The organism is Caulobacter henricii (assembly GCF_001414055.1).
In the GTDB taxonomy this organism is placed as follows: domain Bacteria; phylum Pseudomonadota; class Alphaproteobacteria; order Caulobacterales; family Caulobacteraceae; genus Caulobacter; species Caulobacter henricii.
This window is the reverse complement of the sequence record NZ_CP013002.1, coordinates 2410941-2434624: the sequence shown is the minus strand read 5'-3', so window position 1 is coordinate 2434624 and position 23684 is coordinate 2410941. Positions and strand designations below refer to the sequence as shown.

At 66.0% G+C, this 23684-nt stretch carries 22 protein-coding genes; 15 read left to right on the top strand and 7 right to left on the bottom strand.

The window, feature by feature from the left end; translation table 11 throughout:
• Positions 1-82: 82 nt before the first annotated feature.
• From AQ619_RS11410 to AQ619_RS11400, 3 genes are all read right to left on the bottom strand, one after another.
• Positions 83-976: a hypothetical protein gene (locus AQ619_RS11410; protein ID WP_062147452.1), complete on the bottom strand. Its 894-nt coding sequence runs from the start codon at positions 974-976 to the stop codon at positions 83-85.
• A 98-nt stretch (positions 977-1074) separates the two neighbouring features.
• Positions 1075-3072 carry a glucans biosynthesis glucosyltransferase MdoH gene (mdoH, locus tag AQ619_RS11405; protein WP_062147449.1) on the bottom strand — a complete coding sequence of 666 codons (1998 nt, stop codon included), beginning with the start codon at positions 3070-3072 and terminating at the stop codon, positions 1075-1077.
• 620 nt (positions 3073-3692) lie between these two features.
• Positions 3693-4724 carry an NADP-dependent oxidoreductase gene (locus tag AQ619_RS11400; protein ID WP_062147446.1) on the bottom strand — a complete coding sequence of 344 codons (1032 nt, stop codon included), beginning with the start codon at positions 4722-4724 and terminating at the stop codon, positions 3693-3695.
• A 119-nt stretch (positions 4725-4843) separates the two neighbouring features.
• Here AQ619_RS11400 and AQ619_RS11395 point away from each other — a divergent pair, with 119 nt between their 5' ends.
• The 6 genes from AQ619_RS11395 to AQ619_RS11370 all read left to right on the top strand — a co-directional run bounded on the left by AQ619_RS11395 (position 4844) and on the right by AQ619_RS11370 (position 12920).
• Positions 4844-5782 carry a Gfo/Idh/MocA family protein gene (locus AQ619_RS11395; RefSeq protein ID WP_062147444.1) on the top strand — a complete coding sequence of 313 codons (939 nt, stop codon included), beginning with the start codon at positions 4844-4846 and terminating at the stop codon, positions 5780-5782.
• Between the two features lie 59 nt (positions 5783-5841).
• Positions 5842-7290 (top strand): class I adenylate-forming enzyme family protein, encoded by a 1449-nt coding sequence (locus AQ619_RS18800; RefSeq protein ID WP_335338036.1) that lies wholly within the window; start codon positions 5842-5844, stop codon positions 7288-7290.
• Between the two features lie 223 nt (positions 7291-7513).
• Entirely contained in the window at positions 7514-7888 is a 375-nt protein-coding gene (locus AQ619_RS11385) for a response regulator (RefSeq protein ID WP_062147439.1), read from the top strand.
• A gap of 54 nt (positions 7889-7942) precedes the next feature.
• The gene (locus tag AQ619_RS11380; RefSeq protein WP_084745935.1) at positions 7943-10342 is read left to right on the top strand and encodes a PAS domain S-box protein; all 2400 of its coding nucleotides are present in this window, start codon (positions 7943-7945) and stop codon (positions 10340-10342) included.
• 182 nt (positions 10343-10524) lie between these two features.
• Complete coding sequence (ilvD, locus tag AQ619_RS11375) at positions 10525-12261, top strand: dihydroxy-acid dehydratase (protein WP_062147436.1); 1737 nt, start codon at positions 10525-10527, stop codon at positions 12259-12261.
• A gap of 11 nt (positions 12262-12272) precedes the next feature.
• Positions 12273-12920: a LysE family translocator gene (locus tag AQ619_RS11370; RefSeq protein ID WP_062147433.1), complete on the top strand. Its 648-nt coding sequence runs from the start codon at positions 12273-12275 to the stop codon at positions 12918-12920.
• Positions 12921-12925: 5 nt separating this feature from the next.
• Here the strand turns inward: AQ619_RS11370 and AQ619_RS11365 are convergent, their stop codons facing one another.
• Positions 12926-13813: a hypothetical protein gene (locus AQ619_RS11365; protein WP_062147430.1), complete on the bottom strand. Its 888-nt coding sequence runs from the start codon at positions 13811-13813 to the stop codon at positions 12926-12928.
• A 55-nt stretch (positions 13814-13868) separates the two neighbouring features.
• Positions 13869-14657 (bottom strand): exodeoxyribonuclease III, encoded by a 789-nt coding sequence (gene xth / locus AQ619_RS11360; protein WP_062147427.1) that lies wholly within the window; start codon positions 14655-14657, stop codon positions 13869-13871.
• Between the two features lie 35 nt (positions 14658-14692).
• On the opposite strand from xth, the gene AQ619_RS11355 reads away from it, so the two are divergent.
• Positions 14693-15031: a hypothetical protein gene (locus AQ619_RS11355; protein ID WP_236849461.1), complete on the top strand. Its 339-nt coding sequence runs from the start codon at positions 14693-14695 to the stop codon at positions 15029-15031.
• A 78-nt stretch (positions 15032-15109) separates the two neighbouring features.
• Here the strand turns inward: AQ619_RS11355 and erpA are convergent, their stop codons facing one another.
• Positions 15110-15442 (bottom strand): iron-sulfur cluster insertion protein ErpA, encoded by a 333-nt coding sequence (gene erpA, locus AQ619_RS11350; protein ID WP_062147421.1) that lies wholly within the window; start codon positions 15440-15442, stop codon positions 15110-15112.
• Between the two features lie 89 nt (positions 15443-15531).
• On the opposite strand from erpA, the gene AQ619_RS11345 reads away from it, so the two are divergent.
• The 8 genes from AQ619_RS11345 to tatC all read left to right on the top strand — a co-directional run bounded on the left by AQ619_RS11345 (position 15532) and on the right by tatC (position 22665).
• Positions 15532-16716 carry a deoxyguanosinetriphosphate triphosphohydrolase gene (locus AQ619_RS11345; RefSeq protein WP_062147418.1) on the top strand — a complete coding sequence of 395 codons (1185 nt, stop codon included), beginning with the start codon at positions 15532-15534 and terminating at the stop codon, positions 16714-16716.
• Positions 16717-16886: 170 nt separating this feature from the next.
• A complete protein-coding gene (ftsN, locus tag AQ619_RS11340) occupies positions 16887-17678 on the top strand; it encodes a cell division protein FtsN (RefSeq protein ID WP_062147415.1) in 792 nt (263 codons plus the stop codon).
• Between the two features lie 10 nt (positions 17679-17688).
• Positions 17689-18711: a beta-N-acetylhexosaminidase gene (nagZ, locus tag AQ619_RS11335; protein WP_062147412.1), complete on the top strand. Its 1023-nt coding sequence runs from the start codon at positions 17689-17691 to the stop codon at positions 18709-18711.
• On the top strand, positions 18708-19532 hold the full coding sequence (locus AQ619_RS11330) for a segregation and condensation protein A (protein ID WP_062147409.1): 825 nt from the start codon (positions 18708-18710) through the stop codon (positions 19530-19532). The genes nagZ and AQ619_RS11330 overlap by 4 nt, the downstream gene beginning before the upstream one ends.
• Before the next feature lie 157 nt (positions 19533-19689).
• Positions 19690-20352, top strand: coding sequence for an SMC-Scp complex subunit ScpB (gene scpB / locus AQ619_RS11325; RefSeq protein WP_062147406.1), 663 nt, complete (start codon positions 19690-19692; stop codon positions 20350-20352).
• 514 nt (positions 20353-20866) lie between these two features.
• A complete protein-coding gene (tatA, locus tag AQ619_RS11320) occupies positions 20867-21082 on the top strand; it encodes a twin-arginine translocase TatA/TatE family subunit (RefSeq protein ID WP_062147404.1) in 216 nt (71 codons plus the stop codon).
• 90 nt (positions 21083-21172) lie between these two features.
• Positions 21173-21769 carry a Sec-independent protein translocase protein TatB gene (gene tatB, locus AQ619_RS11315; RefSeq protein ID WP_062147401.1) on the top strand — a complete coding sequence of 199 codons (597 nt, stop codon included), beginning with the start codon at positions 21173-21175 and terminating at the stop codon, positions 21767-21769.
• Positions 21766-22665, top strand: a complete 900-nt coding sequence (gene tatC, locus AQ619_RS11310) for a twin-arginine translocase subunit TatC (RefSeq protein ID WP_062147398.1) — start codon at positions 21766-21768, stop codon at positions 22663-22665. Before tatB ends, tatC begins: the two co-directional genes overlap by 4 nt.
• Positions 22666-23039: 374 nt before the next feature.
• Here tatC and AQ619_RS11305 read toward each other — a convergent pair whose 3' ends face one another.
• The gene (locus tag AQ619_RS11305; protein WP_166504220.1) at positions 23040-23534 is read right to left on the bottom strand and encodes a hypothetical protein; all 495 of its coding nucleotides are present in this window, start codon (positions 23532-23534) and stop codon (positions 23040-23042) included.
• Positions 23535-23684 lie beyond the last annotated feature (150 nt).

Here is a 23684-nt window from a genome sequence, read left to right as displayed (position 1 = left end):
TCCCCCGGAGGGGGAAGATGATCTTGTCTTCCCCCTCCGGGGGAGGACGGCTGCGAAGCAGCCAGGAGGGGGCAAGTGGCTGCTAAGCCCCCAGGATCCAGCCTTCTTCGGTAGCGGCCGCCTCGAGCACCTCATCCGACGCCTTGGGCCCGGCAAACAGCGCGGCCAGCTTGCCGGCCTCGTCGAGCTTGGCAAAGTGCTCGGCCTGGGCCCGCACCTGGGCCAGGTCCTTGACCTCGCCCGCAGCCGGCACGGCCTTGAGAAGCGAGGGATAGACCTCGGTCATGACCACGAGGACGCCCTCGAGGTCCGCCTCGGTCAGGGCCTTGAAGCCGGTCTCGAACGGCCAGACCCGTACCGCGTCGCCACGGGCATCCTTGAGCCGTCGGGCTGCCGGGATCCCGACAATGGCCTGCCCCCCGACGGAGCCGTTGTAGTAGAGCTTCCAGATCGAGTGCGCGCCCTTGGCGGCCTCGTCGGCATGGCGGAACTCCGGCAGGTCGTCGGGACCATGCTCGCGGGTGCGCTTGGGCTGCAGGGTCGTCAGGGTGTCGCGGGGCGGACAGCCCCAGAACGGGAAGGGACCACCCGTCAGGCGGCGGTTGATCTCTGAGCCGACCCCGAAGCGGTTGTTGGTGTTGTCGGCCTTGTCCTTGACCATCTTGTTCAGCTGGTCCCAGACCGCGCGCCACGGATGCTCTCCGGGCAGGCTCAGGGCCTTTGCAAAGCCGCGCGGGAAGCCCAGCGGGAAGTCGAACCCGACCAGGGCCCGTTCGCCGCGCTTCTTGAAGTCGTCGAGAATGGCCGCGAGCTTGGTCTCGGCCTCCTGGCGCGTTGCCGGGTTATGGCTCTCGAAAGTCAGGCGGAAGCGGACGTCGCGCTTCAGCACGCCGATCCAGACGGAGTCCGCACCGGTCGTCGGCTTGGCCGCCGCGCTCCAGTCGACGATCACATAGGCGCTGAACAGGCGCGACACGGCAGGCTCCGTCGGAAAAGAACGAAGCCGCGCTTCTACTCCGCCAATCCCCTAAGGGCCAGCGGGCGTTCGCCCTGCACGCGTATTTTGCCGGGGATTCAGGCGGCGTTCTGCTCGGCGACCTCGGCAGCGGGCGTCGTGCGACCGTCGCGAGCGAACCAGCGGGCGGGCGGCTCGCAAACCGGGCCGAGGGCCGCGCGAACGATCGCCGGCGGGCGGCGCTCTTCCGGGGTCATGAACAGGCCATTGGCCTTGAGCCGCAGCCCGGCAGCCTTGTGGGCTCCCAGCATGGTCAGGGGCACGGCCAGGATCAGACCCGCCAGGATCGGCGCGGTGCTGGTCAGCAGGTCGGGCGTGAACCAGAAGAGGGTGGCGAGCACCAGACCGGTGACGCTGATCCAGCCCATGGCGCGGAAAGCTTCCTGGCCGGTCACCTTGTCGGCGTCGCGACGCTGGGTGGCCCAGCCTCCGACCTTGCCGGCCAGGATCTCGATCAGGGCCCGTGTCTGCGTGAACATCAGCATGGGGGCGACCAGGGCCGACAGCAGCATCTCGACGCCGAGACCGGCGGCGATGCGGCGACGGCCGCCGAAACCCTTGATCTCGGCAGGACGCGAGAACACCAGGATCGAACCAAGGATCTTGGGTCCGAACAACAGGATGAAGGTGATGATCATCGCCCAGGCCGTGGCCTGGATCTCGCTCCAGTCGATCAGGGCGTGGGCCGCGGCCTGCAGGTCGGCCATTGTGAAGGCGGCCTTCTTCAGCGACGGCATCAGCAGGCGCGAAACCACGCCGGCCGACAGGGCCATGAACCACAGGGGCGACAGCACATAGCTCAGCACGCCGATCACGAGATGCATCCGGCTCAGCCAGTGCAGGCCGGGCAGGGCGACCAGCGGGATGTGCTGGACATTGCCCCGGCACCAGCGGCGGTCGCGGGTGGCGAAGTCGAGCAGGTTGGAGGGGCTCTCTTCGTAGGAGCCTTCCAGATAGGGGGCCAGGTGCACACTCCAGCCACCACGGCGCAGCAGGGCGCTCTCCAGGGCGTCATGGCTCATCACCTCGCCGCCGAAGGGCTTGGGGCCATCCAGCGAGGGCAGGCCGCAGGTTTCGGCGAAGGCGCGGGTGCGGACGATGGCGTTGTGGCCCCAGAAGGAGCTCTCCGAACCCGACCACCAGGCCAGACCGGTCCAGGCCACGCGGCCATAGAGACGGGTCGCGAACTGCAGGGTTCGGGCGAAGATGGTCTGGCCGTTGATCAGCATCGGCATGGTCTGGATCAGACCGGCACCGGGGTGACGCTCCATGGCGTCGGCCAGACGGACCATGGCGTCGCCGGTCATCAGGCTGTCGGCGTCGAGGACCAGCATGTGCTCGTAGGCGCTGCCCCAGCGGGCCACCCAGTCAGCGATATTGCCGGCCTTGCGGCCCTTGTTTTCCTGGCGGACGCGGTAGAACACGGCCGAGTTGGCTTCGCGGCGGAAGCGGGCAAAGCAGGCTTGCTCGGCCAGGGCCACGGCGGCGTCGCGGGTGTCGCTGAGAATGAAGATGTCGAAGGCGCGGCTGTTGCTGGTCTCGGCGATCGAGGCGTCCATGGCCCGCAGGCGCGCGAAGACGGCGGTTGCATCCTCATTGTGCACCGGCATCAGGATGGCCGTGCGGGCGCGCAGCTTTGGCATGGGCTTGGCGCTGTCGATGCCGAGCGGATCCTTGGGCTTGCCCAGCAGGATCACGAAGCCGGCGACGGCGGTGCAGAACCACAGCGACAGGGCCGTGAACAGCGGGGCCAGCAGCACCAGGCAGATGAATTCCAGACGGGTAACGCCGCCGAGGGCGATCGTGTCGAAGGTCGCCTTCCAGCCGGCGACGCCCATGAAGGCCGTGGCCAGGAACACCATCCAGCGGCGGGCGGTGATGTCGCCGACCACTTCCGTGGCGCGGCGCGCGCCGCCTTCCCAGAACGAGAGGGGCTGGACCGGCATGGCCAAGGGCGACTCGACCGGGATCTCCACGGTGTCGCGGCGCTGCAGGACCTGGTCCAGCGACACGCTCGTGGAAGAGCTGAGGTCGAAGAGGGAAGAGCGATCGCTCATGTCGTCATTGTCTCGGTCTGTCCGGCCTGAACCGGGCTCTCTCCGGCGTTTCGCTGAATGAGGGTTGCCCGGGGCGCGCTGACGATCGTTCCCGGGGGATCGGTCGCCGCGTTGGAAGGCTTGCTCATGACAGTCGATTTCCGGCGTGGAGATCCACCGGCCTGCCTAGAGTAAAACTTTGATCACGAAATCGCTACCAGAAATCACGCCGTTTTCGCAGTTGCGGAAAAAAAGCTGGAATCCGTCACAGGCGAGTGCCGGTCGCGCCCTGAGGGGTGTTTGGTAATATCTTGAAAAGCAAGGACTTTGTGTCCTGTTTGCCGCGTCTCCGGCCCGTGAACTACGTGCCGGGGTGCCGTGGCAGCAGGCCGTGTAAGCCGGCGAACCGGGCGCGGCGAGCGGGTGATGCCCGCTCGCGAGGCGACTCAGCGGGCGATTTATCGGCTGTGGGCCGCCCGACTCTCACGCGCGATCACGGCAGCGAGAGGACGGCGTAGGGCTGCGCTTTCGGTGCCGAGGGCCCCGCAGGCCGCCTGTTTTCACTGGCGTCGGAAGGGCCTGTCATCCCGTCGCGACGGTGTCGCGGGGATGACAGGGTTCCGGCGTTCGAGAGGGGGTCGTTAGCCCAGCTTCACCAGCATCTTGCCCAGGTTCTCGCCGGCAAACAGCTTGATGAAGGCGTCGGGCGCGCGCGCGATCCCGTCCTCGACGGTCTCTTTCCAGGTCAGCTTGCCGGCCTTGATCCACTCGGCCATGTCGCGGGCGAAGGCCGGGTAGAGGTCATAGTGGTTGGAGACGATGAACCCCTCCATGCGTAGGCTCTTGCCGACGGCCTGGATGATGTTGGACGGGCCGACCGGTTTGCCGGTCTCATTATACTGCGAGATCATTCCGCACAGGGCGAAGCGGGCGAAGGGGCGGGCCGAATTGATGGCCGCTTCCAGATGCACGCCGCCGACATTCTCGAAATAGACGTCGATGCCCTTGGGCGCGACCTTGGCGAGCTCGGCGACCACGTCGGGGGTGGCCTTGTAATCGATGACGTGATCGACGCCGATCGACTTGAGGAAGGCGACCTTTTCCGGGCCGCCGGCCGAGCCGATCACGGTGTGACCCTTCAGCTTGGCGATCTGGCAGACCACCGAGCCGACGGCTCCTGCGGCGGCCGAGACGAACACGACGTCGCCGTCCTTCAGGGCTGCCACGCGCAGCAGGCCCGCATAGGCGGTCATGCCTGGCATGCCGAGGATGCCCAGGAAGGCCTGGGGCGGCAGGCCGTGGGTGTCGATCTTGGTCAGGGCGCCCATCGCGCCGCCGGCCGCCTTGATGGCTGCGGGCGAGACGTTGAACACTTCCCGCCAGCCGAACATGGAATTGACGATGTCACCGACGGCGAACTCGGGATCGTTCGAGGCGACGATCTGACCGATGGCGCCGCCCTGCAGGGCCTTGCCCAGTTCGAAGGGCGGCACATAGCTGGCCCGATCGTACATGCGGCCGCGCATGTAGGGGTCGACCGACATCCACAGATTCTTGACCTGGACCTCACCGGGGCCGGGTGCGGCGACCTCAACAGTGGCCAGTTCGAAGTCGGCTTGGGTAGGAACGCCCACCGGGCGGCTCTTGAGGCGAATTTCGCGCGAGGTGGTCATGGACAGCTCCCTGGTCACGCGCCTTCGCGGCGCGTTGCTCATTTAAACGCTTGTTTAGCGCGTCGCGTTGCGGGGCTCCAGCGCTTCTATGCGACGACGAAGCGGTTTAGACAGCGCACATGACCCAAGCGATCCAGCAAGCTGCCGTCCTCAGGGCCGGCGTCGTCGGTGCCGGCGTGTTCGGCGGCTACCATGCCAAGAAATATGTCGAACTGCCCGGCGTCGATCTTGTCGCGGTATTCGACATCGACCTGGCCCGCGCTGCGGCCCTTGCTGAGCCCCTGGGCGCGACGCCCTATGACGACATGGCCGCCTTTCTGGCCGCCGTCGACGTGGTGACCGTGGCCACGCCCGCGGTCCACCACGCAGGCGCAGCCCTGGCGGCCCTGAAGGCGGGCAAGCCGGTCTATTCCGAAAAGCCCCTGGCCGTGACCCCGCAGGACGCCGACGCCATGGTCGCCGCCGCCCTGAAGGCTGGTGTGCCCCTGGCCTGCGGTCACCAGGAGCGGGTGGTGTTCCGGGCCATGGGCCTGCTCGACATCCCCGAACAGCCCCTGCGCCTCGAAGCCGTGCGGCGCGGCACGCCCTCGGACCGCAATCTCGACGTCTCGGTGGTGCTGGACCTGATGATCCATGACATCGACCTGGCCCTGGCCCTCTGCGCGGCCGAGCCGGTGACTGTGGAAGGCGAGGGCGCAATCACCCGTTCGGACTCCCTGGACTGGGTCAAGGTCGAGGCCACTTTCGAAAACGGCTTCACCGCCGTGTTCGACGCTTCGCGGGTGGCCGAGGCGCGCGAACGGACCATGAAGGTCGTCTATCCTTCCGGTGAGGTCGAGATCGACTTCCTGGCCCGCACTTTCCGCAATACGACGCCGTTCCCGCTGATCGAGGACTTCACCGGAACCCCTGCGGGCAAGGATCCGCTGGGTCTCAGCGTGGCCGGCTTCCTGGCCGCTGTGCGTGGCGAGACCCCGCGCCCGGTGGTGACGGGGGAGGAGGCGGCGCGGGCGCTGGATCTTGCCCTCGCGGTCGAGCAGGCGGCTGAAGGGCACTAAGCTAAAGATCGAACTCTAATTCTGGTCGGTCTGCATCTCGTGAGTTCGAGGACCTGGTTTTGTTGTACAGTAGAATATGTGAGTTTGCTCTTCGACGACCTGAAAAAACTGCAATCATATATGCTGATCAACTCATCAATTACGCGACCTTCGCGGGCTGCATAACAAGTGCCATAAAGTTTTTGTCCCAATTCGATGTGGCGGCAGGGAGTACTGTCGCCGTTATCGCGCGCAATATTGCTCACGCCTGGTTTGTTGGAATAGCAGCCCGAGCGAAGGGCCTGCACACTATATCAGCGCGATCCTTGGCTGAAATCCCCAGGAACATTGGTGTTTCGGCTGTTTTGCGTGTCGAAAGCGATGGAGAGGTTGCTTCAGGTTGCGGTGATGAATTTGAGAAACTGCCACAGATTTCTTTTCCTTCGCTCTGGAGAACGATCAAGGAATTTGACGCTTCAGACGTGAATTTGGGTCATCTGGAATGTGGTGACCACCTGCTCTTTACATCCGGAACAACGGGCTCGGGTAAGGGCGTTGTTCTCAGCGGTGAACAGGAAGATCTTCGCAACGCTTTTCGCGCCGCGACGCTTGGCCTTGATGAATCCAGTATCTTTCATGGCATGAGTTTTGGCGTCTGGACGGGCGCGGGCTACAAGCAGCCGTCAGCAGTATGGCATGTCGGCGGCACAGTCATCTTCGATCAGAGATCGAACCAATTGTTCAACTACGCCGCAAAAGAGTCCGATCAGGTCGCTCTCCTGCCGGCGGATATTCTGCAGTTGATGAAGTCGCCCCAAGCCGGTGACCTCAAACCCAGTGACACCCTCATTTCACTCTCCAGCGGTTTCGTGACGAAGCGGATGATGGAGTTCATTCGCGCCCGGATGTCGCGCAACATCATTCTTCGATACAGCGCGACTGAGTTGATCGACGTGCCGCTGTCGCGCCGGGATGACGGTGGCGATGATTTCCACTGGCTGGATGTTGCGCCGGGCTGCGTGGTTGAAATCGTCGATGCCCAGGGCGACGTCGTGCCGGTGGACGTGGAAGGGACACTCAGAATCCGGCTGAAAGCCTATGATCCTCAGGGGTATCTGGGTGATGACCGCGCTTCCGCTGCCGTGTTCCGCGACGGCTGCTTCTATCCGGGCGACATGGCCGTGCGCCGGCCGGATGGACGCGTCAGAATTGTTGGGCGGGTTGTCGATGTGATCAATCTCCATGGCCACAAGTGGGCCGTGGCCCCGCTGGAGGCCTTGATCCAGGACGAGTTGTCGGCCGAAGACGTTTGCCTCTTCATCCACAACACGGCGGAGGGCGATGAGGAGATGATCGTCGCGGTCCAATCCCAGGTCCGTCCGTCAGAGGGCGCGGTGGAGCGGATCAAGGCCAGGTTCTCGGGCATCGACAGGCTCAGGGTCGAGACGATGGCCGAGTTTCCGCGCTCCGACTCGGGAACCCGAAAGGTCCAGAGGTCAGTCCTCAAGGCCATGCTGACGGCGAAATGAGACGATCATGACGCCGTGCCCCGGTACCTCGGCGTAGGGCGGCAAAGCGCCGTTTGGCGCTGACCGGTTGAAGCGCACTCCGGACGAAGACGGTTTATCCGCAAGACGTGGAACCTTGTCTGCGGAAAGGCGTTCTGTCCTTGCGTCGAGGGTCCATCAGGACGGCGCCAGAGGTTTCCAGTATGCCACGCCGAGCGTTGTGCCGCCCCCGTCAGGCGTCCTGATGGCGACGATCCTGATCGTCGAGGACGAGGTTTTCGTCCTGCAGGCTGCGGAGTGGGCGGTGGAGGACATGGGTCACAGCCCCCTGATGGCCAGTGATCTGACCGAGGCCCTGGCCCACCTGTCGGCGTCGGGTTCGATCGACGCGCTGTTTGTCGACATCCGCCTGCGGGCCCTGGCCCGGGGCGGATACGACGTTGCCAATCAGGCGATCAGGATCAGGCCGGACCTGCGGGTTCTCTACACCTCCGGCACGCCGCTCAACACCGAGATGGCGAGCCTGTTCGTGAATGGGGGCCAGTTCCTGGCGAAGCCCTACACGCCTGAGGACCTGGGCACGTCGCTCGGTTCGTTGCTCGAAACCCTGGGCCAGTAGGACCACCCGCAACACGTCACCCCTTGTCCTCGACCCTTTGCGCTAGGAAACCCCATCCCGATATCAAAATCTGGACGCCCCGCCGGCAAGTTCGCCAGTCAGGGCGAGGACCTGGCAGCCCATCGCCAGACTGAAGAATCGATCGTTGCGGCCGGCGCCCTGCAGAGCGCCATCTTCAACAGTGCCAATTTCTCCAGCATCGCCACCGACGCGCGGGGGGTCATCCAGATCTTCAATGTCGGGGCCGAGAGGATGCTGGGCTACACGGCCGCCGAGGTGATGAACACGATCACCCCCGCCGACATCTCCGATCCCCAGGAGCTGATCGCCCGGGCCAAGGCCCTCAGCGCCGAACTGGCGACCCCGATCACGCCGGGCTTTGAGGCCCTGGTTTTCAAGGCCTCTCGCGGGATCGAAGACATCTATGAGCTGACCTATATCCGCAAGGACGGGACCCGGTTTCCGGCCGTGGTCTCGGTAACGGCCCTGCGTGACGCCCCGGGTACGATCATCGGCTATCTGCTGATCGGCACCGACAACACGGCTCGCAAGCTGGTGGAGGAGGAGCAGAAGAAGTCTGACCAGCGCCTTCGCGACCAGCAGTTTTATACGCGCTCTCTGATCGAATCCAACATCGACGCCCTGATGACGACCGACCCGTCGGGCATCATCACCGACGTCAACAAGCAGATGGAAGCCCTGACCGGCTGCACCCGCGACGAGCTGATCGGCGCGCCGTTCAAGGACTGTTTCACCGATCCCGACCGCGCCGAGGCCGGCATCAAGCGGGTGCTGAGCGAGAAATCCGTCACCGACTACGAGCTGACCGCCCGGGCCCGCGACGGCAAGCAGACGGTCGTCTCCTACAACGCCACCACCTTTTATGATCGCAAGCGGACCCTGCAGGGCGTCTTCGCGGCGGCCCGCGATGTCACCGAGCGCAAGCGGGTCGAGGCCGAGCTGCAGCAGGCCAAGGCCGATGCCGAAAGCGCCAGCCGCACCAAGTCCGACTTCCTGGCCAGCATGAGCCACGAGATCCGGACCCCGATGAACTCGATCATGGGGATCGCCGACCTGCTGGCCAAGACCGCCCTGACGCCCGAGCAGGACAAGTACGTCCAGATCTTCCGCCGCTCGGGCGACAATTTGCTCAACCTGATCAATGATATCCTCGATCTCTCCAAGGTCGAGGCCTCGCAGCTGGACCTGGAGCGGACGGGTTTTTCCCTGACGGATCATCTGGAGAAGGTGATCGAGATGGTCGCACCGCGCGCCGCCCAGAAGGGCCTGTCCCTGGTCTGGATGATCGCACCCGACGTCAGCAACGACCTGGTCGGCGACCCGGCCCGGCTAAGGCAGGTGCTGCTCAACCTGCTGGGCAATGCCATCAAGTTCACCCTGACCGGGCGGGTGTCCCTGTCGGTGGAGCGTGACCAGGATGGATCCAATCCCACCGACCTGCGATTCACGGTCGTGGACACCGGAATCGGCATCCCGGGCGACAAGTTGCGGCAGGTGTTCGAACGCTTCACCCAGGCCGATTCCTCCACGACCCGCCGGTTCGGCGGTTCGGGGCTGGGCCTGACCATCTCCAAACAGCTCGTCGAGCTGATGGGCGGGCGGATCTGGGTCGAGAGCGAGATCGAGGTCGGGAGCCGTTTCGGCTTTTCCGTGCCGCTCGCCATCTGGGCCGACGCTGATCGGCCCAAACTGGCCCCGCGGGACGCGGATGCCGATGTCCCCCAGCCCCGGCTTCGGATCCTTCTGGCCGAGGACTCGCCGGACAATCGCACCATCGCCCTGGCCTATCTGGCCGACACGCCCCATCGCGTCGACGTGGCCGAGACCGGCGCGATCGCCTGCGCCATGGTGGAGGCCTGCCGCTACGATCTGGTGCTGATGGATCGCCAGATGCCGGTCATGGACGGTCTCACGGCCACGCGCACCATTCGGGCCTGGGAGGCCGCCAATGACCGGCCACTGACGCCGATCATTGCCCTGACGGCCTCTGCCCTGAAGGGGGATCGCGAGACCTGTCTGGCCGCCGGCTGCACGGCCTATCTGACCAAGCCCATCAAGCAGGACGTCCTGCTGCATGCGATCCGGGAACATTCCACCCTGAAGGTGCCGGCGGCTACGGCAAGCCCCGCCGAAGACCAGACCAGACCGGCGGCGCGAAAACTGGCCGCGCGTAGGCCCGCCTATCTGCTGAACTGCCGGCAGACCGCGATTGACCTGGACGCCGCCCTGGCCGGCCTGGACTTCGAGACTGTCATCCTTCTCGGCCACAATCTGAGGGGGTCCGGCGGGGCCTTCGGCTTTCAGGCCATCACGGACCTCGGGGCTGGGCTGGAAGCTGCAGGCGAGCGGCGTGATGGAGCCGCCACCCGTGCGGGGGTCATGGCTCTGTCCGCGTTTCTGGATCAGGCCGAGGCCGCGCCTTCAGCGGCCTGACCGATTGCGCCGTCAGACACGCGCCAGCCCGAAACATGCCTCGGACGGGCGCGTAAGGGCGGGGTTGAGGCAAGGAATGAACAGGTTGGCCGGTTTCGCTGGAGGAATAATCCTCGCTGGGGCCTTTCGCGCCAGGTCTGGCGGCGGTAAGGACACCGCTCCAATTCGCAAGGGCGTGCGCCATGACCAGGAAACCTGACGGAAGCTGGGACAAGTCCAAACTGCCGAGCCGGCATGTGACCGAAGGTCCGTCGCGCGCGCCGCACCGCTCCTATTATTACGCCATGGGTCTCGGCACCCGTGACATCGCCCAGCCCTTTGTCGGTGTCGCCTCCTGCTGGAACGAAGCGGCCCCCTGCAACACGGCCCTGATGCGCCAGGCCCATGCCGTCTCCAAGGGCGTCAAGGCGGCCGGTGGCACGCCGCGCGAGTTCTGCACCATCACCGTCACCGACGGCATCGCCATGGGTCACGAGGGCATGCGCTCCTCGCTGGTCAGCCGCGACTGCATCGCCGACTCGGTGGAACTGACCATGCGGGGCCACGGCTATGATGCCCTGGTAGGCGTGGCCGGCTGCGACAAGAGCCTGCCGGGCATGATGATGGCCATGCTGCGCCTGAACGTGCCGTCGGTGTTCCTTTATGGCGGTTCGATCCTGCCCGGCCGCTGGCAAGGCAAGGACGTCACCGTGGTCGACGTGTTCGAGGGCGTCGGCATGCACTCGGCCGGCAAGATGACGCTGGAAGACCTGTGCGACCTGGAAACCCATGCCTGTCCGTCGGACGGCGCCTGCGGCGGCCAGTTCACCGCCAACACCATGGCCTGCGTCTCTGAAGCCATCGGTCTGGCCCTTCCGCTGTCGGCCTCGCTGCCCGCGCCCTATCTGAGCCGCGACGAATATGCCGTGGCCTCGGGCGAGGCGGTGATGCGGCTGATCGAGAGCAATCTGCGTCCGCGTGACATCTGCACCCGCAAGGCCTTCGAGAACGCCGCCGTGGTCGTGGCGGCCACCGGCGGCTCGACCAATGGTGGCCTGCACCTGCCGGCCATGGCCCATGAGTGCGGCATCGAGTTCACGCTGCGCGACGTCGCCGAGATCTTCAAGCGCACGCCCTATCTGGCCGATCTGAAGCCCGGCGGTCAGTTCGTAGCCAAGGACATGGGCGAGGCCGGCGGCATGCCGGTTCTGCTCAAGACCCTGCTGGAAGGCGGCCACATCCACGGCGACTGCATGACGGTGACCGGCAAGACGATCGCCGAGAACCTCAAGGACGTGAAATGGCGCGACGACCAGGTGGTGATCCGCCCGGTCTCCAACCCGCTGTCGCCGACCGGCGGCGTGGTGGGCCTGTGGGGCTCGCTGGCTCCGGACGGGGCCATCGTCAAGGTGGCCGGCATGACTTCGCACCGCAGCCATCGCGGCCCGGCCCGCTGCTTCGAGGGCGAGGACGCCTGTTTCGCCGCCGTTGAGGCGGGCGACTACAAGGACGGCGACGTCCTGGTCATTCGCTATGAAGGCCCCAAGGGCGGCCCGGGCATGCGCGAGATGCTGTCGACCACGGCGGCCCTGGCCGGCCAGGGCCGCGGCGACAAGGTGGCCCTGATCACCGACGGCCGTTTCTCGGGCGGCACGCGCGGCCTGTGCATCGGCCATGTCGGCCCCGAGGCCCAGGCCGGTGGTCCCATCGCCCTGATCCAGGACGGCGACATCATCAATATCGACTCCGATGCCGGCATTCTGGATCTGGAGGTCGAGCCGGAAGAGCTGGCGCGCCGCAAGGCCGCCTGGTCGCCGCGCAAGACCAACTACAACAGCGGTGCCATCTGGAAGTTCGCCCAGCTGGTGGGCCCGGCCCACCTGGGCGCCACCACCCATCCGGGCGCGGATGGCGAGACCCACATCTACGCCGATCTGTAAGAGGAGAGGCCATGCCTCACGCGGCCTGGCCTGTTGATCCCGGGATGATCGCGCCCTTTCTGGCCGCGATCATCCTGATCGAACTGACGCCGGGGCCCAACATGGCCTATCTGGCGGCGCTGTCGGCGGCCCATGGCCGACGCGCGGGCCTGATGGCCGTAGCCGGGGTCACCTGCGGCCTGTCTGTCTACATGCTGGCGGCGGTGTTCGGCCTGACCGAAGTCTTCCTGCGCTATCGGCCGCTCTATGAGGTTCTGCGCTGGGCCGGGGTCGCCTACCTGCTGTGGATGGCCTATGACGCCTGGCGGTCCGCCAGTGATGCCGAGGCCGCCGATGTCCGCCAACCCTCGCGCTGGGTGCTGTTCCGGCGCGGCCTTCTGGCCAATCTGCTCAATCCCAAGGCGGCCCTGTTCTATGTCACCCTGCTGCCGGGGTTCATCAAGGCGGATCACGCGCCGCCGACGACCCAGGTTCTGATCCTGGGCCTGGTCCACATCGCCATCAGCGTCGGGATCCATGGCGGGATCGTTCTCGGCGCTGATCGCGCCGCCAGCCTGCTGGACCGGGCGCGCGGGCAGGTCTGGATCTCGCGCGGACTGGCCTTCGCCCTGGTTGTTGTGGCGGCCTGGATGGTCTGGGAAACCCGCCAGAGGTCCTGAGCGGTTCAGTACTCGTCCAGATCGAACGGCAATTCGCTCTGGGAAGACCTGGGATCCCGCTTGGCCTTTGAGACTGGCCTGTAGGTCGGTTTCAGGGGCGGAGAAGGATCGATCTCCCAGGGGGGCTCGTCGAGATCAAAGCTGGGTTCGTCGTCGTCCTCATCGAAATTGAACACCGGTTCCGGTGACGGCGGGGGCGACGCTGAAGCGGGAGGCGCGGGAGGCGGCGGCGTGCGGCGGACGGGCTCGGGGTCCGGCTCGGGCCGGGGCGGCCGCGCTGCGGCCGGAGGTTCAGGAGCCGGCGCAAGCATCGGGGAGGGCGCGGGCAGGGGCTCCGGCGGGGGCGCAGGCACCGGGCGGGGCGGTTTGGGGCGACGGACGATGGCCTCACAGCGGGCGAGCCAGCGATTGGCTTCCTGCATGGCGTCGGCCGGCGACCGGCTTTCCCGCCGCTGCTCGTCGCCCGGGGTCCAGAGGTCGAGATCAAAGTCCGGGTAGCGCGGATCGTCGAAGACCAGCCGCAGGGTCACGACATGTACGGACTGAGGGGCCACCTGGTCGACGGCCCGGCGGGTCTCGCCCCGGAACACCCGTCCGACCACCTGGCCGTCCACCAGCAGTTCGGCCCCCATCAGCTCGTCGATGCGATAGATCAGGCACCAGGTGCCACTGTCCCAGGCGACCGCCGCCAGTCCGGTGGCAAAGGAAAAACCCGCCCCCCGACCGCGGCCATGGGCCAGGATCAGCACTTCGGGTTCGCCCTTCAGCACGTAGCGCAGGGCCCGGCGGATCCGCCGGTCGTCGTCCATGAACCAGATCGCCGCGCTGCCGAGGAAGGTCACCGCCGATCCGGCGATGGCCACAAACAGCAGGAGGCGGGCAAGTTCGCTCATGGCTGTCGAAGCTAGTCGGAATCCCGGATTCGCGACAGGGGGGAGAGGCCGGCCGCTAAAGCCTCAGTTCGGCGACCACCGGGACGTGGTCCGACGGCTTTTCCTTGTCGCGCTCGTCACGGTGGATCACCACCTCGACCAAGTGATCGCTGGCCTGGGGCGACAGCAGGATGTGGTCGATGCGGATGCCCAGGTTCCGGGGCCAGGCCCCGGCCTGATAGTCCCAGAAGGTATAGCCGCCGGGTGCCCCGTCGGCCTGCATATAGGCGTCGGTCAGGCCCAGATTCTTCAGCGCCCGGAAGGCGGCCCGGCTTTCGGGCTGGAACAGGGCGTCGCCGGTCCAGGCCTCGGGAATGGCGACATCCTCGACCTCGGGAATGACATTGTAGTCGCCCAGGATGACCAGGGGCTCCTCGAGGGCCAGCAGGCTCTTGGCGTGGCTGTGCAGTCGACGCATCCAGGCCAGCTTATAGGCAAACTTCTCGGTCCCGAGCGGATTGCCGTTGGGCAGATAGAGACCGCAGACCCGCACCGGGGTCGGGGCGGCGATCACGGCCTCGATATAGCGAGACTGCTCGTCGGTTTCGTCCTCCTGCAGGAACGGCAGGCCGCGCCGGACATCCTCCAGCGGGAACTTCGACAGCAGGGCGACGCCATTATAGGTCTTCTGACCGTGGACTGCGACATTATAGCCCAGCCTTTCAAAGGCTTCGGTCGGGAACTTCTCGTCGATGCACTTGATTTCCTGCAGGACCGCGACGTCCGGAGCCTGGGATTCGAACCAGGCGAGAACCCCTTCGAGGCGAGCATTGACAGAATTCACATTCCAGGTGGCGATACGCATTGACGGCTCCAGTGGGCGCGCGGAGGCTAGGGCGCATGACGCGAGCGCTCAAGACAGGGTTCAGGATTTCGGAAAAGGGACAGCAGATCCTGCTGGCCCTGATCACGTTCGTATGGGCGTTGGCCGCCCTGATCGGTGCCATTCTGGCGGTGTTCTCGCCCCTGGTCTTCGATGGTCCGGGCAATCTGGGCAATCCGGTGGCCTGGCTGGGCTTCGGCCTGGGAGCCCTGTTCTGGGCCGTTTGCATGCTGGCCCCGCTGGTCGGCTGGATGCAGTGGCGCAAGGGCAAACATACCGAGGCCTGGGCGGCGATGGCCGCGCCCGTCGCCTGGGGCGGGCTGGCCCTGACCGTCCTGCAGTTCGTGCCCTCGTAGAGCCTGCGGCCCTACGGCGGCTATAGTGGCGCGCTTTCTCGCCGAACAGCCCGTATCCACTTCGTCGGAAAGCGCGCTCTAGATCGAGAAGCTGACGCCGCAGCCGCAGCTGGACTTGGCGTTGGGGTTGCGGACCCGGAACTCCGCGCCGGCCAGTTCATCGACAAAGTCGATCTCCGAACCCTTGAGCAGGGCCAGGGAGATCACATCGACCAGGGCCGCGGCCCCGTCGCGTTCGATCTTCAGGTCATCGGCCTCGGCGGCTTCAACCAGATCGAAACGGTACTGAAAACCGGAGCAGCCGCCGCCGTCGACCGCGACGCGCAGCATGACGGGGCGTCCCTCGGTCTGTCCGATGGCGTGAATGCGGCGCGCGGCGTTGGGCGAAAGGGTTACGGCTGTGTCGGTCATGGCTGTGGAAAACTCATCCTTGACCTATATGAGGATATCATCGCCCCAACGGAAGGGGTGAAAGCCCTGATGCGGTCCAAGAGTTGTTCATGACGTCTTCTCCCTACCTTGTCGCGCGCGCGCCCTATGCCGAGGATCCGACCCGGTCGCGGGGGCGTCGGTTCAAGGAGGACGAGAGCCGGACACGTACGCCGTTCGCCCGTGACCGGGACCGGATCATCCACACCTCGGCCTTTCGCCGGCTCAAGGAAAAGACCCAGGTCTTCGTGGCCCATGAGGGCGACAATTTCCGCACTCGCCTGACCCATTCGCTGGAAGTCGCCCAGGTGGCGCGTTCGCTGGCCACGGCCCTGGGCCTCGACTCCGATCTCGCCGAGACCATCGCCCTGGGCCACGATATCGGCCACCCGCCCTTTGGCCATGCCGGCGAGGACGAGCTGCAGGACAAGATGAAGCCCTATGGCGGCTTTGATCACAACGTTCAGACCTTCCGGGTGGTGACCGAACTCGAGCACCGCTATCCGGACTTTCTGGGCCTGAACCTGACCTGGGAAACCCTCGAGGGGATCATCAAGCACAACGGCCCGGTGACCGAGAAGCTGGGCAAGCCCTCGTGGAAGGCCATTTCCAAGTACGACAACGAATACAATCTGGGCCTGGGCACCTGGGCCTCGGCCGAGGCCCAGGTCGCCGCCCTGGCCGACGACATCGCCTACAACAACCACGACGTCGATGACGGGGTCGAGGCGGGGCTGTTTGGCCTCGACGAACTGCTGGACGTGCCGCTGATCGGGCCGATCCTGTTTGCGGTGAAGAGCGAGCGGCCGGACCTGGACGCGCGACTGACCCGCCTGGAGGCCGTGCGCCGCATGATCGGGGCCATGGTCGATGACGTCATGGGCGAGACCCTGCAAAGGGCGGCCGCCACCGGCGTGCAGTCCGCCGATGAAGTGCGGGCGCTGGACCATGCCCTGGTGGCCTTTTCGCCGGACATGGCCGAGGATCTGGCCCGCCTGCGGCAGTTCCTGCACGCCCGCATGTACCGCCACTGGCGGGTCAATCGCACCCGCAGCCAGGCGCGCCGGATTCTCGCCGAGATGTTCACGCTGTTTCTGGCCGAGCCGGACGTCCTGCCGTCGGTCTGGTTCGAGAAGTCACAGAACCGCGACGAGGCCGGGCGCGCCCGGGTGGTCTGCGACTATATCGCCGGCATGACCGACCGCTTCGCCATCGAGGAACACAGGAAGCTGTTCCAACTCGACGTCTGGAACTAGGCTCGGCGCAACGAACGCCGTCCCCCCTATCTGAGGAGGGAATGGGCGTTTCCATGAAAACGTGATGGCTCAGGCGGTTATGGCCGGCTTGCGCCTTCGGTAAACTAGGTTCGCCCACGCGTGATTCGGCGGGCCGAGCCGCGTGCGTACAAGTCTGGAGCCTAATCGCGATGTCTGATCCCCACCGCGGCGCCTATACGCCGCCGACCGATGCGCCGCTGTCGTTCGATGCGCGTCAGCCGGTGCGCGGATCCCGTCCCCTGCCCATGACCCTGATCATCAGCGCGGTCGTGCTACTGACCCTGGTGGTGGCGGTGGTACTGATCTATCGCGGCGGGGTTCGCGGTCCCAACGAGCCGCCGCGCACGGTCGGTTCGCAGGTCGCCGAGGTCAAGACGCCGCCGGCCGCCGGCAGCCAGCCCACGGATCCGGCCGCCGGCCTGCAGATCTATCGCAACGAAGAGAACCAGCCCTCGCCCACCTTCGCCGCCCAGCCCGAGACCCCGCTGCCGCGTCCGACCGCGCCGGTTGAGGCTACCCCGGTCGAGACCGCCGCGCCGAAACCCGCCGCGCTGAAGCCTGCTGCCAAGCCCGCGCCGGCCCCGACCATCGAGACCCTGGCGACTGCCGCCATTGCGCCGGCACCCAAGCCGGTCGCCGCCAAGCCGGTCGTGGTCGCTACGCCCACGGCCGCGGCCCCCAAGCCGGCCAGTGCGGCCGGCGGTGCGGCCATGGTCCAGATCGGTGCCCTGTCGTCGCCCGCCCTGGCCGACAAGGCCTGGAGCGAGGCTGCCCGCCTGGCCCCGGGTCTGGCCGCCGGCAAGGGCAAGAAGGTCGAGGCGATCGACAAGAACGGCACGACCCTCTACCGCACCTCGGTGACGGGTTTTGCCAGCCGCGAGGCCGCCAAGGCCTTCTGCGACGCCATCTCGGCCGCGGGCAAGTCCTGCTTCGTGAAGTAGGGCCAGACGCTTGAGCACCTCCGCTGCGATCCTCGGCTGCGCCGGGACGACCCTGACGGCCGATGAAGTCGCTTTTTTCCGGGACGTGAAGCCCTGGGGCTTCATCCTGTTCCGGCGCAATATCGATACGCCTGAACAGACCCTGGCCCTGACCCAGGCCCTGCGCGACACGGTGGGCCGGCCTGACGCGCCGATCCTGATCGACCAGGAGGGCGGCCGGGTCGCCCGCCTGCAGCCGCCCCACTGGAAAACCTATCCGCCCGGCCGTGCCTATGGCGAGCTGGTGGCCAATGATCCCCTGGTGGCCCGGGAGATCACCCGCCTGGGCGCGCGCTTGATCGCCCATGACCTGCGGGCCATCGGCGTCAATGTCGACTGCGTGCCGGTCCTGGATGTGCCCGACCCCAAGGGCCACGAGATCATCGGCGACCGCGCCTATGGCGACACGCCCGAGCAGGTGGCCAGCCTCGGTCGCGCCGCTGCCGAGGGCCTGCTGGCCGGCGGCGTCCTGCCGATCATCAAGCACATTCCCGGCCATGGCCGCGCCATGAGCGACAGCCATCTGGAACTGCCGGTGGTCAAGGCCAAGCTGGCCGAGCTTGACGCCCGCGATTTCGCCCCGTTCCGGGTGCTGTCCGACATGCCGATGGCGATGACCGCCCATGTCGTCTACTCGGCCATCGACCGCAAGCGCCCGGCCACGACCTCGAAGAAGGCCATCAAGAAAATCATCCGTGAATCCCTCGGCTTCGACGGACTTCTGATGAGCGATGACCTGTCGATGAAGGCCCTTTCGGGCGACTTCCGGCAAAGGGCCAAGGACAGTCTGGTGGCCGGTTGCGATGTGGTCCTGCACTGCAATGGCGACATGGACGAGATGAAGGCCGTGATGTCCGGCGTCGGCGGCCTGTCCAAGGAGGCCCGCCGCCGGTCCCAGGCCGTGATGAGCCGGATCGTCAAGGTGGTCGAGCCGCTGGATGCCGCCGAGGCCCGCGCGCGGTTTGACGCGGCCTTCAATGGACGCTTTGCGTGACGACGGGCTTCCAGCCCACGCTCGACTTTGAAGCCGCCAACGAGGCGGCCGAGGACGGCGCGGCGCTGGTCATCGACATCGACGGCTTCGAAGGCCCCCTGCATGTGCTGCTGGCCCTGGCCCGCAGCCAGAAGGTCGACCTTCTGCAACTGTCCATCACCCGCCTGGCCGAGCAGTATCTGGCCTTTGTCCAGCAGGCGCGGCGCGTGCGGTTCTCGCTGGCGGCCGACTATCTGGTGATGGCCGCCTGGCTGGCCTATCTGAAATCCCGCCTGCTTTTGCCCAAGCCCGAACGGGCCAGAACCGAAGAGCCGCCGGCCGAGGAGATGGCCGCGCAACTGGCGTTCCGGCTCGCCAAGCTCGATGTCATGCGCAAGGCCGTCGAGGCCCTGAAGGAGCGCCCTCTGCTCAAGCGCGATGTCTTCATGCGCGGCGATCCCGAGGCGGTGAAGATCGTCTCCTCGACGCGACTGGAGGGCGACCTCTATGGCCTGATGAGCGCCTACATCACCCAGCGCAAGAAAGAGCACAGCCGCCACTACGCCCCGCGACCGCCGACGGCCTATCCGCTGGAGGATGCCCGCGACCGGCTGCGCACCCTGCTGCCCCGTATGGACGACTGGACGACCCTGGCGACGGTTGCTCCGGTGGAGCGGTCCCTGGACGAGGACGACGGCCCGTCGCCGGCCTCCTACCTGGCCTCGACCCTGGCCGCCTCGCTGGAGCTGGTGAAGGAGGGCGTGCTGGAGGCGCGGCAGATGGAGGCTTTCACCGACATCTATCTGCGGAGCCGGGCCGAACCGCTGGAGGCCGTGGAGTGAGGGTTTGCAAATTCCCGGTCTCCCCGGCGAAAGCCGGGGCCCAGATCGAATCCAGGGTGCCTCAATTCCTGGCAAGGTCGCAAAGCGGATCATCCCCAGACGCTCAGGCTGAATCTGGGCCCCGGCTTTCGCCGGGGAGAGCGGTTATAGGGTGGCCATGACCCAGATCGACCCCCAGTTCACCGAGCGCTGCATCGAGGCCCTGCTGTTTGCGGCCGCCGAGCCGCTGAGCGATGTCGACCTGGCCAAGCGCCTGCCGTACGGTGCCGACATCCAGGCCGGGATCGCCGCCTTGCGGGCGCGGTATGAGGGCAGGGGGATCGAGCTGGTCTGTGTCGCCAATCGCTGGCGCTTCCAGACCGCCACGGACCTGGCCTTTCTGATGACCGAGGAGCGCGAGGAGCCGCGCCGCCTGTCCAAGGCTGCCCAGGAAACCCTGGCGATCATCGCCTATCACCAGCCGGTCACCCGGGCCGAGATCGAGGCCGTGCGCGGCGTCCAGGCCAGCCGGGGCACGATCGATGTCTTGCTTGAGCTGGGCCTGGTGCGGATGCGCGGCCGTCGCCGCTCACCGGGTCGTCCGGTGACGCTGGGCACCACGGACGCCTTTCTCGAGCATTACGGCCTGGCGACCCTGTCCGACTTGCCGGGCATCACCGAGATGAAGGCCGCCGGCCTGCTGGAAATGAACCTGCCGCCGGGCTTTTCGGTGCCCGACCCGCTCGGCCTTCGCTCAGGCGAGGACGAGGATCCGCTGGAAGACGGCGACGAGGCCCCGGAATTTGCCCAGGACTTCCTGGGCGAGCTGGAGAAGGGTTGAGGTCAGGCGCGATAGCGCCCTTTGGCCTCCGTCATTCCCGCCGTTGAATGAGGGAATGCACTGACTCTGCCAAAGGTCGGGTGCCGGTGCCGGATGCGGACATTGCGAACGTCTGTTCGGGGTGGGGAGCGGACAACACTACCCTTCTCCCCTTGTGGGAGAAGGTGTCAGCGAAGCTGACGGATGAGGGGCTGAGAACCTTATCGGAAAGGCCGGCGCGACCCCTCACCCGACCCGCTTCGCGGGCCACCCTCTCCCGCAAGGGGTGAGGGCAAGGCCAGCTCATGGTCGTGAGGAGCCACCAGCACAAACGCCCAAACCCGACCTTCAGATCGCCACCGCCAACCCGTGCCGGTTCCGGTGAACACTCGCCCCAGTGGCGGGAACCCTTCGATCCGCCGCGGGGGCGGACAGACCCTTGGCTCCCTGCCTCGCGAACGCCTATATTGTCTGAGAGATTGTAACGACACGCCGCAGCGGCTAATGGGCCGCTGTCGCAAGGAGCATGGTCGCTATGGGTAGCATGAGCTGGATTCACTGGGTGATCGTGCTTGGGGTCGTCGCCCTGCTGTTCGGTGGCCGTGGCAAGCTGTCGGGAATCATGGGCGATGCCGCCAAGGGCATTCGCGCCTTCAAGGACGGCCTGAAGGACGACACCAGCAGCGAGAGCGCTGACAGCAAGGCCACCGGCGCGCTGCCGCGCACCGAAGCCGAAAAAGAAAAGTCGTAAGAACCCCGGGCGCGCGGGCGAACCCCGCCGCGCGCGTCCCCTTCACTTCGCGACAGCGGGCCAAGGCTCGCGTCGCACTAAGGCGCGTCAATGCTTCCTGATATCGGCGGCTCGGAACTTCTGGTCATCGCTGCGGTCGCCCTGATCGTGGTGGGTCCGAAGGATCTGCCCATGCTGCTCCGCAAGCTGGGTCAGTTCGTCGGCAAGATGCGCGGCATGGCGTCAGAATTTCGCGCCAGCTTCGACGAGATGGCTCGCCAGTCCGAACTCGACGACCTGCGTCGTGAGGTCGAGGCCATGCGGTCGGGCCAGTATGTCTCGCCCCTGCGCGAAGCGGCTGACCAGGCCAAGGACGTCGGCGTCGACCAGGTCTTTGCCGACATCGACGCCAGTCTGAGCAGCGGGGCCGTGCAGGTTTCGCCCCATGCCGGCTACCAGCCGATCGGTGCCGTCAGCGAACCTTCGATCCTGCCACCCCAGACTGCGGCCGAGCCGACCGCCGCCAAGCCCCGCAAGCCGCGCGCCGCCAAGGCCCAGGCTGTGGTTGAGGCCCCGGTTGCCAAGGCCGCGCCCCGCAAGCGCGCGCCCAAGGCCGAGGTCGTGGTCGAGGCTCCCAAGGCGGCTCGCGCCCCGCGCCGCAAGGCCGTCAAGGCCGGCGGCTCAACCGCATCGGATATCGTCTCGTGACCGAAGCGATCGGACATCAGCCCGAGGACGAGATCGAAGCCTCGCGCGCCCCGCTGCTGGACCATCTGGTCGAGCTGCGCATGCGCCTGATCATCTGTGTGATCGCGCTGTTTGTCGGCTTCGGCGTCTGTTTCGCCTATGCCGACCAGATCTTCCTGTTCCTGGTCAAACCCTTCACCGTGGCCCAGCAGCTGCTGGCGGCCCAGCATTCCGGCGGCAAGCACGGTCCGTTCGACCTGCTGCTGGCCTTGGTCGGTCTCAAGGATATTCCGACCGGTTCGACCAAAGCGCTCGACCTCGTCTATACGGCGGCCCTGGAGTTCTTTTTCACCAAGATCAAGCTGGCGGGCTTCGGCGCGGTGGTCCTGACCTTCCCGGTCCTGGCCTGGCAGCTCTACCGGTTCGTTGCGCCGGGCCTCTACAAGAATGAGCGCGGGGCCTTCCTGCCGTTCCTGCTGGCCTCGCCCCTGATGTTCACCCTCGGCGCGGCGCTGGTCTATTATATCATGCTGCCGTTCGTGCTGTGGTTCTCGCTGAGCCAGCAGGTCTCGACGGCCGGCATCTCGATCCAGCTTCTGCCCAAGGTCAGCGACTATCTGACCCTGGTGACCTCGCTGCTGCTGGCCTTTGGTCTCTGTTTCCAGCTGCCCGTGGTGGTGTCGCTTCTGGGTCTGGCCGGGATCATTTCCAGCAAGCTCCTGCGCGAGGGCCGCCGCTATGCGATCGTCGGCGTGTTTATCGCGGCGGCCATCCTGACCCCGCCCGATCCGATCAGCCAACTGACCCTGGCCATCCCGATGTGCCTTCTCTACGAGATCGGCATCTGGTGCGTCTGGCTGATTGAGCGCGGCAAGGCCCGGGACGAGAAGAAGCGCAACGAGATCGTCCCGGTCTAGGGTCAGAGGGCGGCGAGCCTGATCCCTCGGCGGGGCTGGCTCTCGACTTTTGACAAGCCCTGAATGATGGCGCGCTTGCACCGCGCGTACGAAAACCTGTTCCTGAACCTGTCGAAGGACGAGGTTTTCGAGCCGTGGCGGCCACCGTCCTCACGGCCTTGTCCCGTGCGCTATTGCACCGTCCGGCCTCCGGCCGTGGGGCAGGGCGCTGATCCGGATGTGAGGTCTGGTCGAGCCGCCGGCCCGCAATTGATCTGGGCGTTGGGCCCACCGGGGAGCAGTCGCTGGATGACCCAACAAAAAAGCCTCCGCCCTGAAAAGAGCGGAGGCCTTCTGGTTTCCGGGGCCTGTTCAGGCGCCGTGAAGCGTCAAGCTTACATGGCAGCCAGTTGCTTGGGCTGGTTGTTCATGGCTTGCAGCTGGGCCTTGGCGGCGCGGACGGTGCCGCCGACGCAGGCCTGATATTCATTGCGGTTGGCGAAGTCCTTGGAGGCCTTGCAGACCGCTTCGGCGGCGGCGCGGATCTCGGCGTGGATCTGGTCGGTCGACTTACCCTTCACCGAGACGCGTACGATGGTCACGGCTTCCTGAGTCGTGGCGACCTTCGTGGCACCGGTGCGGGCCTTCTGCAGCGAGGCCAGCTGGCGGTTTGCGTCGATGGTCGTGGATTCGATGCAGGCGGCGACCGAGACAGACTTCTCGTTGGCGCACACGGCTTCGGCGGCGGCCTTGATCTCGTTGCTGATCTGGACGCTGGTCTTGCCGGCGAGCGAGACGCGCACGAGGTTGGCGGCGCTGGCGGGGGCGGCGATGGCGGCCGAGACGGTGACGATGGCGGCGAGGGCTGCGAACTTCTTCAAGGTGTACATCCTGTATATTGAGGGGAGAAAACGCGGTTCTGCGTACTTGGATCTAGGTTTCTCAGCTTCACCTTAAATTGGAGTTCAAAAACAAAGTTAACGTGAATTATTTAAGGTATAGTGGGTAGATTCATCCTTGCGATAACGACGTTCTTGAAA

Coding starts and splice junctions, on each gene's coding strand:
- mdoH (WP_062147449.1), bottom strand. CDS start 3,072: ATGAGCGATCGCTCTTCCCTCTTCGACCTCAGCTCTTCCACGAGCGTG.
- AQ619_RS11400 (WP_062147446.1), bottom strand. CDS start 4,724: ATGACCACCTCGCGCGAAATTCGCCTCAAGAGCCGCCCGGTGGGCGTT.
- AQ619_RS11395 (WP_062147444.1), top strand. CDS start 4,844: ATGACCCAAGCGATCCAGCAAGCTGCCGTCCTCAGGGCCGGCGTCGTC.
- AQ619_RS11385 (WP_062147439.1), top strand. CDS start 7,514: ATGGCGACGATCCTGATCGTCGAGGACGAGGTTTTCGTCCTGCAGGCT.
- ilvD (WP_062147436.1), top strand. CDS start 10,525: ATGACCAGGAAACCTGACGGAAGCTGGGACAAGTCCAAACTGCCGAGC.
- AQ619_RS11370 (WP_062147433.1), top strand. CDS start 12,273: ATGCCTCACGCGGCCTGGCCTGTTGATCCCGGGATGATCGCGCCCTTT.
- AQ619_RS11365 (WP_062147430.1), bottom strand. CDS start 13,813: ATGAGCGAACTTGCCCGCCTCCTGCTGTTTGTGGCCATCGCCGGATCG.
- xth (WP_062147427.1), bottom strand. CDS start 14,657: ATGCGTATCGCCACCTGGAATGTGAATTCTGTCAATGCTCGCCTCGAA.
- AQ619_RS11355 (WP_236849461.1), top strand. CDS start 14,693: ATGACGCGAGCGCTCAAGACAGGGTTCAGGATTTCGGAAAAGGGACAG.
- erpA (WP_062147421.1), bottom strand. CDS start 15,442: ATGACCGACACAGCCGTAACCCTTTCGCCCAACGCCGCGCGCCGCATT.
- AQ619_RS11345 (WP_062147418.1), top strand. CDS start 15,532: ATGACGTCTTCTCCCTACCTTGTCGCGCGCGCGCCCTATGCCGAGGAT.
- ftsN (WP_062147415.1), top strand. CDS start 16,887: ATGTCTGATCCCCACCGCGGCGCCTATACGCCGCCGACCGATGCGCCG.
- scpB (WP_062147406.1), top strand. CDS start 19,690: ATGACCCAGATCGACCCCCAGTTCACCGAGCGCTGCATCGAGGCCCTG.
- tatA (WP_062147404.1), top strand. CDS start 20,867: ATGGGTAGCATGAGCTGGATTCACTGGGTGATCGTGCTTGGGGTCGTC.
- tatB (WP_062147401.1), top strand. CDS start 21,173: ATGCTTCCTGATATCGGCGGCTCGGAACTTCTGGTCATCGCTGCGGTC.
- AQ619_RS11305 (WP_166504220.1), bottom strand. CDS start 23,534: ATGTACACCTTGAAGAAGTTCGCAGCCCTCGCCGCCATCGTCACCGTC.